Source organism: Actinoplanes sp. HUAS TT8 (assembly GCF_051380535.1).
GTDB lineage: Bacteria > Actinomycetota > Actinomycetes > Mycobacteriales > Micromonosporaceae > Actinoplanes.
The window spans coordinates 7,486,498-7,496,622 of the sequence record NZ_CP195646.1 but is presented as its reverse complement, the minus strand read 5'-3'; the positions used below and the strand labels follow the sequence as shown (position 1 = coordinate 7,496,622).

The window sequence follows — 10,125 nt, the reverse complement described above, 5'->3', positions numbered from 1 at the left end:
GTGGCACCAAGCCCGGGCTGCTTGGGGTCGGGCTTGGCGCTGGGTCAGGCTTGGCGCTGGGCTGGGGTGGCGCTGGGGTGGGTGGGGTCAGTCGGCGTCGGGGAGGCCGATGGCGAAGGCGTCCTCGAGGTCGTGCTTGGAGTAGGCACGGAAGGCGATGTGCGACTCCGTGTTGATCACGCCGGGGGTTTTGGAGATGCGGCCGGCGATGACCTCGGCGATGTCGTCGAACCGGGGGACGCGGACGATGGCGATCAGGTCGACGTTGCCGGCCACCGAGTAGACCTCGCTGACGCCGTCGAGGGCGGCCAGCGCCTCCGCGACCTCGGGAATCGAGTCGGTGGCGCAGTCGATGTGGACGATCGCGGTATTCACCTGAGGTCTCCTCGCCGTGCGGCCGAACATTCCGCGACCATGCTATCCACACCACGATCCGGTCGGCCGGGGTCCCACGATCAGTCGTGCGGGATCCCGGACTCCGCTTCCCTCTCGGCGCGGCGGGGTGCGTTCGTGGCGGGCCTCCAGATAGGCGATCCGCCTGCGGCGCCGGAGGTGGGTGGCGCCGGAAGATGGGGTGGCGCAGGGGCATGTGAAGTGGCGCCGGAAGAGTGGGGCGGCGCAGGGACACGTGGAGCGGCGCCGGAAGAGTGGGGTGGCGCAGGGATGCGTGGGTGGCGCAGGGGCGTGGGGCGGCGCCTGAAGGGGGGCGCAGGGGCGGGGGTGGCGCCGGAAGGCGGGTGGGGCGGGGAGGTCAGGCGACGCCGGGGACGGTGAGGCCGCCGGGGGCGCGGATCACGTCGGTCAGGGACTCGCCGGGGGCGACGACCGCACCGGGCCAGATCACGCAGCGGGTGACGTCGCCGGCCACGACCGCGCCGGCGCCGATGACCGAGTCGACGGCGGTGCCGGTGACCTGGGCCGACGGGTCGGTCAGGCCGGACGCGGCGGCGTGCAGGTTCGCCTCCAGGTAGAGGGCGGGTGTTCCGGTGTCCAGGTAGAGGCCGTCGTACGGGATCAGTTCGAGCGCGTCCTCGGCCTCGGCCGGGCGCCACACCGTACGTACCAAATCCTGATTTTGATCTTGAAGGTGGGCGACGAAGCGCCACGGGATCAGGGAGAAGCCGGCGAATCGGCTGCCGCTGAAGCCGCCGGTCTCGCCGGGGCGGCAGGGTTTGGTCAGCATGCGGACCGTGTCGCCGGACCAGCCGGCCAGCAGGGCCTCGATGTCCTTGCCGGGCTCGCGGAACGGATCGGCCAGGTACGCGTCGGCGTTGCCGACGAGCACGCCGCGGCCGTCGATCCATTTTTTCAGCCGGGCGACGCCGCCGGACGTGCCGAGCGGGCCGTCCAGTTCGACCGAGAGGTGCGCGCGGCCGGTGGCGTGGGCGACGACCTGGTCGGCCAGGTAGGCGGCGTTGACGCCGACCCGGTCGGGGCCGATCAGGCCGAGACCGGCGAGCCGGCGCAGCGCGTGGTCGAGCAGCGGCCGGTTGCCGACCGGGCACAGCGCTTTCGGCACGGCGGCGGTGAGGGGGCGCAGGCGCTGGCCCTCACCGGCGGCCAGCACGACCCCGCAGATCTCCGGAGTGGTCATGCGGACGTCGGCCGGGTCGGGGCGGTGTCGGAGACCGGCACCGACGGCGGCAGCTCGCCCGCCCGCGGCCCGAGGCCGTAGATGCCGAGCAGCCGCGCCGTCGCCCAGGTGAGTTTCGGCAGCTCGTCGAGCGGCCACCAGCGGGCCTCCAGGACCTCGCCGCCGTCCACCACCAGCGGGGTCGTCGACGCGGGAACCCAGCCGAACCAGACCATGTCGACGTTGGCCGCGTTCGGGTGGAGGATCGCGTTCGGATTGCCGGGGCGCAGGTCGCCCGGCTCGATCCGGACGCCGGACTCCTCGAAGAGCTCGCGGGCGGCGCCGACGGCCGGCATCTCGCCGCGCTTGAGCAGCCCGGCCGGCAGGCCCCAGCCGCGCATGGACGGCTGGCGCAGCAGCAGGACACGGCCCGGCTCACCGGCCTCCGAGTCGCGGACCACGGCGACCGCGCCGACCAGGAACTTGGGGGAGACCGCGCGGGCGACCTGGCGGCGCAGCGGCAGCGGAAGCCCGTAGAAAACCTGGTACGCGAGGCCACGTAACTGCCGAGAGATGTTCACGCCGGTAAGGCTAGCCCGGGATTCTGAACAACTCAGTCAGGGTGGTCGACCATGGCGATGAGCTGCTCGACCACGTTGTCCGGCTCGACCGTGCGCTCGCAGACCGCGACCAGCAGCGTCTCCAGGTCGGGGTAGCCCATGTCCTCGGCCAGGCGGCGCAACGGCACCTCGCTGGCCAGGCCGCGGTCGTGCTTGCGCAGGGTGAGCCCGATGGTCGCGCGGCCCAGCCGGACCTTGTCGGCGATGCTGATGCCCGGCGCGTTCCGCTCGTCGAAGTAGCGGTTGATCTGCATCTGCGCCTGGCTCGACTTGACGAACCCGAGCCACTCGCGGCGCGGGCCGCGCGGGGCGTTCGTCTCGGCCTCGACGTGCCCGTCGTTCTCCGAGAAGATCTCGACGACGTCACCGTCACGCAGGGGGGAGCTGAGGGGGGCGAGGCGCCCGTTGATGGTCGCGGCGAGACACTGGTCGCCCTTGGAGGGGCCCAATTCGTACGCCAGGTCGACCGGGGTGGAGCCGCTGGGCAGTTCGTACGCGTTGCCGTGGGCGAAGACCGTGATCTGCGCCTCGGCCAGGTCACATCGGAGCGAGTCGAGGAACTGGGCCGCGTCGGTGGTGTCCTGCTGCCAGTCGAGCACACGTTTCAGCCAGGTCAGCTGGTCGGCGCCGGGTGGCTCGTCGGACACCTTGGGATATCGGTAGCTGGTGGCGACGCCGTACTCCGAGTACCGATGCATGGTCTCGGTGCGGATCAGCACCTCGACCAGGCGGCCCTCGGGGCCGACCACGGTGGTGTGCAGGGAGCGGTACAGATTGTTCTTCGGCGAGGCGATGAAGTCCTTGAACCGGCCGGCCACCGGGCGCCACCGGCCGTGGATGGCGCCGAGGGCGGCGTAACAGTCCGTTTCCGGGCCGTCGACCACGACCGCGATCCGGGGCAGGTCGAGCGGCACGGTGTGGCCGCCGGCGACGGTGTCCTTCCAGATCGAGTAGTAGTGCCGGGGGCGCGGGGTGACCTCGGCGTCGACCCGGGAGCGGCGCAGCGCGGCGCGGGCCTTGGCCGAGACGTCGGCCAGGTACTCGTTCCAGCCGGGACGGTTCTGCACGTGGTCGTCGATCCGCGCGTACGCGTCCGGCTCCAGGTGGAACAGCACGACGTCGTCCAGGTCGCGCTTGAGGGCCTGGATGCCGAGCCGGTCGCAGAGCGGGACCAGCACGTCGAGGGTGGCGTTGGCGATCCGGGCACGGGAGGCCGGGGAGCGGGCGTCGAGCGTGCGCATGTTGTGCAACCGGTCGGCCAGCTTGATCACCAGCACCCGGACGTCCTTGCCGGCGGCGACGATCATCTTGCGGATCGTCTCGCCCTCGGCCGCCTTGCCGTAGAACGCCTTGTCGAACTTGGTCACGCCGTCGACCAGGTGGGTCACCTCGGGACCGAAGTCGCCTTCGAGGGCTTCGAGCGTGTAGTTGGTGTCCTCCACCGTGTCGTGCAGCAGCGACGCGACCAGGGTGGTGGTGTCCATGCCGAGCTCGGCGCAGATCTGCGCGACCGCGAGCGGATGCGTGATGTACGGATCCCCGGACTTGCGGAACTGGCCGCGGTGCTGCTGCTCGGCGATCGCATAGCTGCGGCGGAGCAGGGCCACGTCGGCCGACGGGTGGATGTTGCGATGGGTCTTGGCCAGAGTCGAGACCGGATCGTCGTCATTCCCCTGAAAACTCAGAAAGGACCGGAGCCGCCGGGTGAAGCTGAGCGGGCTCGGGGACGTGGCGGCCGGCAGGGCACGACCGAGAGCGGCGCCGTGGCCGGCGTCGACGTCCACCCGGACACCCCCTCACCGATCGTCCATCCTTCTCGACGAAGCATGGCACGTGGACCGGTGGTGGCTGAACCGTCCACAACCCGGATCACCACAAGTCCCCGCGTGCCTTACAGCCTAAGCGAGCGGGCGTCATCCGAACGGTCAGTTACCGATAGGCGAACGGTCGAGTCTTGGACTGATGCGGCGGATTCAGCCCTGCTTAGCAGTGCGGAGAAACGCGCCGCGCCACGAGCCGGTGACACCCAGTCGCCGGAGGTTTCCACCAAGCGGGTGTCCACCCGCTCCAGCCAGGCGAGGACACGCTCGGTCTCCTCGGCCGATGCGGACGCCACCGGGCCCGGTCCGGGAAGGACCGTCTCGGCGGTCAGCCGCGCCGCGTCCAGGGTGGGCCGCGGGTGCTCGCGCGGCGGCGAGGTGGCCGCGGCGGCCAGCCGCCCGTGCCGGATCACCGCGATCTCCCAGCCGCCCCGGTCGTCGCGCCGGGCCGCCACGATCTCGGGCAGGCGGGTCAGCGCGTCCAGCTTCTGCATCCGGATCAGGGAGCGCAGCAGCGCGATCAGGCGGGAACGGACGGTCGCGGCCTCCTCGTACCGCTGCTTGTCGCTGAGCGTGTCGATGCGGGCCAGGATCGCCTCGATCACCGGACCGGGATCGCCGGAGGTGGCGGTGCGGAACGGGAGGGCAGCGCGCAGGTCGTACTCCTCCGGGGTGATCTCGTGTTCGCACGGGGCCGGGCAGCGGCCCAGCTCGGCCAGGGCACACGCGGGGGTCCGGGTCCGCAGCGAGAGCTTGTGGTTGCACTGGCGCAACGGGACGGCGTCGTAGACCCCGGCCGCGGCCAGCTCGGCCGTACGCCGTGAGGAGAACGGGCCCAGATAGGTCGCACCGTCCTCGGTCAGGCTCCGGACCACCGACAGCCGCGGGAACGCCTCCGCCGTCAGCTTCAGCCAGACCACTCTTTCCGGATATTTCGACCTTCGATTGTACGGCGGTGAATGCGCCGCGATCAGCCGCAACTCCCGCACCTCGGCCTCCAGCGAGTGCGCACACTCCACCGCCTCCACCCGGACCGCCGCGGTGAGCATCTCGGAGGAGATCCGGGACCGCTTCTCACTGGCCGTGAAATACGTCTTCACCCGGGTCGCGATGTCGTTGGACTTGCCGACGTAGAGCGGCCGGTCGTCGGCCGCCCGGAAGATGTAGACCCCGGGCGCGTGCGGCAGGTTGTCGGCCAGGTGCCGCCGGCTGCGCTGGGCCGGGGTGACCGCCTTGGCGAACTCGATGGCGTCGCCCAGCGTGTGGATCCGGAAGCTGCCCAGCCGCTCGATCAGCCCGTGCAGCACGTCGACCGTGGCCTTGGCGTCGTCCAGCGCCCGGTGATTGGGCTCGACGGTGGATCGGAAGAAGTGGGCCAGGGTGCCGAGCTTCCGGTTCGGCACCTCGTCGCGGGTCAGCGCGCGCCGGGCCAGGGCGGCCGTGTCCAGCACCCGGGGCGACGGCCAGGGGTAGCCGTGCCGGGCGCAGGCCGCCTTCAGGAAGCCCACGTCATAGGGCGCGTTGTGGGCGACCAGCACCGCGCCGCGCAGGAACTCCAGCAGCGTGGGCAGGACCGTCTCGATCGGCGGGGCCGGGCGCAGCATCGCCTCGGTGATGCCGGTCAGCACGGTGATGAACGGCGGCAGCGGCTCACCCGGGTTGACCAGGGTGCCGAACTCGCCCAGCATCGCGCCGCCGCGCACCTTGACCGCGCCGATCTCGGTGATGCCGCCACCGTCCGGAGCGCCGCCGGTGGTCTCCAGGTCGAGCACGACGAACGTGGTGTCGGCCAGCGAGACCGCGGCCGGATCGACCGAGCCGTCGGCGGCCAGCAGCGTGTCCAGAGTGCCCTGCACATAAGCCGGTTGTGCCACGGCGGGCAACACTAGAGCGGGGGTACGACATAAACCGAGCCCACCCGGAAAAGATCACTTGCCTCAGCAAGCGTTTTCGCGGGCCACGGTGTGAGAATGGGTAGATGTCCGCGCCGCTCGAACCCGATGACCGCCCCGAAGAGGGGGCGGCGCCGGAGGCTGCGGTCTCATCTCAGGAACCCGTTCTCCCGGAACCGGTCCGCCAGCGGATCATGACACTGGCCGCGGCCGCGCTGCCCGGGCTCCCCGGTGACGAGATCCCGGTCGCGCTGCGCCGCGTCGCCCGCTTCGCGCCGAACCGGCGGGCCCGCCTCGGCGGCCGGGAGATCGCCGCCCAGCTCACCGCTGACCCGCTGTTCCGCCAGCGCATCGGCGCCCGCATCGTGACCGAGTCCGGTGACCTGGGCGCGGCCGTGACCAGCGGCGTCGCCCCGGCCGCGGCCGACCCGGTCGAGGTCGCCGCGCTGGCCTACCTGGCCCGGCCGGACGGCTGGCGCGAGCTGATCGACGCCGCCGGCGACGTGGTCCGGGCCGACGCCGACAGCGCCGCCCTGGCCGACCGCATCCGCGCCGCCGAACAGCGCGCCACCCGCGCCGACCACGACCGGACGGTCGCCCGCGTCGAGGCCGACAAGCTCCGCGACGAGCTGGCCCGGGTCCGCGAGGAGCTCGGTCAGCTGCGCGAGGAGGCCCGGACCACGGCCAAGGCGCTGCGCGAGGCCCAGGCCGCGCAGAAGCGGGCGGCCGACCTGCTCGCCACCGAGAAGGGGCGCGCCGGGCGCACGGCTCAGGACCATGAGGCGGAGGTACGCCGTCTGAAGTCCCGCCTGGCCGACGCCGAGACCACCGCGGCCACCGGCAAGCAGGCGGCCAAGGACGCCCGCGCGGTCGACGACGCCCGGCTCTGGCTGCTGCTGGAGACCATCGGTCAGGCCGCCACCGGCCTGCGCCGCGAGCTCGCCCTGGAGCCGAGCGACAAACGGCCGGCCGACTTCGTGGCCGACGCCGCGGCCGACCGCCCGGGTGCGCCCGAGCGGGCCCGCGCCCGCGCGCAGGACACCGACGACCCCGGCCGCCTCGACCAGCTGCTCGCCCTGCCCCGGGCGCACCTGATCGTCGACGGGTACAACGTGACCAAGCGCGGCTTCGCCGACATGTCCCTGGAGCAGCAGCGCAAACGCCTGATCACCGGGCTGGGCGGGATCGCCGCGCAGACCGGCGACGAGGTGACCGTGGTCTTCGACGGGGCCGAGCGGGTGCACGGGCTGCCGCCGGCGCCGCGCGGGGTGCGGGTGCTCTTCTCCCGCAAGGGGATGACCGCCGACGAGCTGATCCGCCAGCTGGTCCGGGCCGAGCCGGCCGGGCGCCCGCTGGTCGTGGTCTCGTCGGACCGGGAGGTGGCCGACGGCGTCCGCCGCCACGGCGCCTACCCGATGGGCGCCGACTCCCTGCTGCGCCGCCTCGCCCGTTCCTGATCTCGGGCCGGGAAAACTGTCGTACCCCTCGCATAGCGTGACGGTCACCTGAGGTGACCGGTTCGTCGCGCGAGCCGGCCCTCCCGGTCGAGGAGGCTTAATGATCATCGATTGTGGTCGTTGCGTCGAGCGGACTGACGAGTGCACCGGGTGCCTGGTCAGCGTGCTCGACGGCACGCCGGACGGGATCGCCGACCTGACTCCCGGCGAGCTGCGGGCGATCGAGGTGTTCGAGCTGGCCGGTTTCGAGGTGGAGCTGCTGGAGACGCCGGAGCCACCGGCGATCGTGCCGTTCCGCCGCCACGTGGCGTGATCATGAGAAGCGCCTAGGATCTTTCGTCATGACTCCCCGGTTGTGGGCCCTCGTCGCGTTCGGGGTGCTCCTTGTGGCGCTGGTCGTCTTCGCCGCGCTGACCGTCCCGTGGCATCGCGCGCCCGCCCCGCGGGCCGACCAGGTGGCCGCGCTCGGCCAGTTCCCGGCCGACCAGGTGGCGAAAGCACGGCAGTTCCGGGCCGAGCTGCGGCCCATGACGTACGCAAGCATGATCTTGGGTTTGATCGTGGCCCTGGTCCTGGGCCTGACACCGCTCGGGGCCCGGCTGGTCGAGCTGGCCGGCCGGCCGTTCGGTGACCACTGGCTGGCCCGTGCGGTGCTCGGCGGCCTGCTCGTGGTCCTGGCCGGTGAGCTGCTCACGCTGCCGTTCGCGGCCTGGCGGCACACCGTCGTGGTGCGCTACGGGATCTCCACCCAGTCCTGGGGCGGGTGGGGCGCCGACCTGCTGAAGTCGTTCGGCGTCGCGGTCGTCCTGGGTGGCCTGGCGCTGGCCGGGTTCTTCGCGATCACGCACTTCGCGCCGCGCTGGTGGTGGGCGTTCGGGGCGGTGGGTGCGGCCGGGCTCGTCGTGCTGCTGTCGTTCGTGCTGCCGGTGGTGGTCGAGCCGATCTTCAACAAGTTCACCCCGATGGCCGAGGGGCCGCTGCGCACCGAGCTGATCGCGCTGGCCGACCGGGACGGCGTGCCGGTCAAGGACGTGCTGGTCGCCGACGCCTCCCGGCGGACGCGGGCCGTCAACGCGTACGTCTCGGGGCTCGGCCCGACCCGTCGGATCGTCGTCTACGACACCATGCTCACCGAGGCCACCCCGGACGAGGTCGTCTCGGTCGCCGCGCACGAGCTGGGTCACGCCAAGGACGGCGACGTGCTGACCGGCACGATCCTCGGCGCACTCGGGGCCGCCCTCGCGGTCGTCGCGATCTACCTGCTCGGCGCCTGGTCCGGGCTGCTGCGACTGGCCGGGGTGGACTCGATCGGCGAGCCCCGGGCCATCGCCCTGCTCCTGGCGGTGGCCGCGCTGGCCGGTCTGGCGTCCGGGCCGGGCCAGGCGTTCGTCTCCCGGCACATCGAGGCCCGGGCCGATCGGCACGCGCTCGATCTGACCGGCGACCCGCAGACCTTCGAGGCCATGCAGCGCCGCCTAGGCTCGGTGAATCTGTCCGATCCTGATCCGCCGACCTGGGAGTTCCTGATGTTCGCCTCGCACCCGTCCACCGTGCAGCGGATGGCCGCGGCCCGCGCCTACGCCCGGGGCGAGCGCTGATGGGCCGCACCCTGCTCGTCACCAACGACTTCCCGCCCCGGCCCGGCGGCATCCAGCAGTTCGTGCACAACCTGGCGGTGCGCCAGCCGGCCGGCTCGGTCGTCGTCTACTCGTCCACCTGGAAGGGCGCGGCCGCGTTCGACGCCGAGCAGCCGTTCGAGGTGGTCCGGGAGGACACCGGGATGCTGCTGCCCACCCCCGCGGTGGCCAAGCGGGCGGCCGAGCTGGCCCGGTCCCACGGCTGCGACAAGGTCCTGTTCGGCGCGGCCGCCCCGCTCGGGCTGCTCGCCCACGGCCTGCGGAGGAACGCCGGGATCACCCGCGCGGTCGGCATCACGCACGGGCACGAGATCGGCTGGGCGGCGCTGCCCGGCGCCCGCGGGCTGCTGCGCCGGATCGCCCGGGGCAACGACGTGATCACGTACCTGGGGGAGTTCCAGCGGGTCCGGCTCGACAAGGCCCTGCACGGGCGGACCGACCTGCGGCGGCTCGCGCCCGGCGTCGACGTCGACACGTTCCACCCCGGCGTCGACGGTTCCGCGGTCCGGGCCCGGCACGGGCTGTCCGACCGTCCGGTGGTGGTCTGCGTGTCCCGGCTCGTCCCCCGCAAGGGGCAGGACATGCTGATCCGCGCCCTGCCGGAGATCCGCCGCCGGGTCCCCGGGGCGGCGCTGCTGCTGGTCAGCGGCGGGCCGTACCGGAAGACCCTGGCCCAGCTGGCCCGCGACCACGACGTCGAGAAGGACGTGGTGTTCACCGGCTCGGTGCCGTGGGCCGAGCTGCCCGAGCACTACGCGGCCGGCGACGTCTACGCGATGCCGTGCCGCACCCGGGCCGCGGGCCTGGACGTGGAAGGGCTCGGCATCGTCTACCTGGAAGCGTCCGCGACCGGGCTACCCGTGGTCGGCGGGGACTCGGGCGGGGCACCGGACGCGGTGCGCGAAGGGGAGACCGGCTACGTCGTCGGGGGCACCGACGGGCCGGCCATCGCCGATCGGATCGCCGGGCTGCTGTCCGATCCGGATCAGGCCGGGGCGATGGGGAAGGCCGGTCGCGCGTGGGTGGAGCGGGAGTGGCGCTGGGAGAAGCAGGCGGCCCGCCTCGCGGCCCTGCTCGAACCCGGATCGTGAATGAGCCGGAAACGCCGTGGACAGCGGTCCCACCG

The 10,125-nt window shown here is 72.6% G+C and carries 9 protein-coding genes; 4 read left to right on the top strand and 5 right to left on the bottom strand.

Features of this window, described 5'->3' with window-relative positions; translation table 11 throughout:
* Positions 1–87 precede the first annotated feature (87 nt).
* From ACSHV8_RS33025 to ACSHV8_RS33005, 5 genes are all read right to left on the bottom strand, one after another.
* Positions 88–375 (bottom strand): Lrp/AsnC family transcriptional regulator, encoded by a 288-nt coding sequence (locus ACSHV8_RS33025; RefSeq protein ID WP_185040226.1) that lies wholly within the window; start codon positions 373–375, stop codon positions 88–90.
* A 376-nt stretch (positions 376–751) separates the two neighbouring features.
* Positions 752–1,594, bottom strand: coding sequence for an NTP transferase domain-containing protein (locus tag ACSHV8_RS33020; RefSeq protein ID WP_436522181.1), 843 nt, complete (start codon positions 1,592–1,594; stop codon positions 752–754).
* The gene (locus ACSHV8_RS33015; RefSeq protein ID WP_436522179.1) at positions 1,591–2,154 is read right to left on the bottom strand and encodes an NUDIX domain-containing protein; all 564 of its coding nucleotides are present in this window, start codon (positions 2,152–2,154) and stop codon (positions 1,591–1,593) included. The genes ACSHV8_RS33020 and ACSHV8_RS33015 overlap by 4 nt, the downstream gene beginning before the upstream one ends.
* A 32-nt stretch (positions 2,155–2,186) precedes the next feature.
* Positions 2,187–3,977, bottom strand: coding sequence for a RelA/SpoT family protein (locus tag ACSHV8_RS33010; protein ID WP_436522177.1), 1,791 nt, complete (start codon positions 3,975–3,977; stop codon positions 2,187–2,189).
* Positions 3,978–4,084: 107 nt separating this feature from the next.
* A complete protein-coding gene (locus ACSHV8_RS33005; protein WP_436522175.1) occupies positions 4,085–5,887 on the bottom strand; it encodes a DEDD exonuclease domain-containing protein in 1,803 nt (600 codons plus the stop codon).
* Positions 5,888–5,991: 104 nt separating this feature from the next.
* Here ACSHV8_RS33005 and ACSHV8_RS33000 point away from each other — a divergent pair, with 104 nt between their 5' ends.
* The 4 genes from ACSHV8_RS33000 (at position 5,992) to ACSHV8_RS32985 (ending at position 10,090) form a co-directional block, all read left to right on the top strand.
* Positions 5,992–7,362 (top strand): NYN domain-containing protein, encoded by a 1,371-nt coding sequence (locus ACSHV8_RS33000; RefSeq protein ID WP_436522173.1) that lies wholly within the window; start codon positions 5,992–5,994, stop codon positions 7,360–7,362.
* A gap of 100 nt (positions 7,363–7,462) precedes the next feature.
* Complete coding sequence (locus tag ACSHV8_RS32995) at positions 7,463–7,675, top strand: hypothetical protein (RefSeq protein WP_436522171.1); 213 nt, start codon at positions 7,463–7,465, stop codon at positions 7,673–7,675.
* Between the two features lie 28 nt (positions 7,676–7,703).
* Positions 7,704–8,960, top strand: a complete 1,257-nt coding sequence (locus ACSHV8_RS32990) for a M48 family metallopeptidase (protein WP_436522169.1) — start codon at positions 7,704–7,706, stop codon at positions 8,958–8,960.
* Positions 8,960–10,090, top strand: coding sequence for a glycosyltransferase family 4 protein (locus tag ACSHV8_RS32985; protein ID WP_436522167.1), 1,131 nt, complete (start codon positions 8,960–8,962; stop codon positions 10,088–10,090). The genes ACSHV8_RS32990 and ACSHV8_RS32985 overlap by 1 nt, the downstream gene beginning before the upstream one ends.
* The last annotated feature ends 35 nt before the right edge of the window (positions 10,091–10,125 follow it).

Excerpts from the sequence above, each read along its gene's own strand:
- ACSHV8_RS33020 (WP_436522181.1), bottom strand. The coding sequence starts at position 1,594 with ATGACCACTCCGGAGATCTGCGGGGTCGTGCTGGCCGCCGGTGAGGGC.
- ACSHV8_RS33000 (WP_436522173.1), top strand. The coding sequence starts at position 5,992 with ATGTCCGCGCCGCTCGAACCCGATGACCGCCCCGAAGAGGGGGCGGCG.
- ACSHV8_RS32995 (WP_436522171.1), top strand. The coding sequence starts at position 7,463 with ATGATCATCGATTGTGGTCGTTGCGTCGAGCGGACTGACGAGTGCACC.
- ACSHV8_RS32990 (WP_436522169.1), top strand. The coding sequence starts at position 7,704 with ATGACTCCCCGGTTGTGGGCCCTCGTCGCGTTCGGGGTGCTCCTTGTG.
- ACSHV8_RS32985 (WP_436522167.1), top strand. The coding sequence starts at position 8,960 with ATGGGCCGCACCCTGCTCGTCACCAACGACTTCCCGCCCCGGCCCGGC.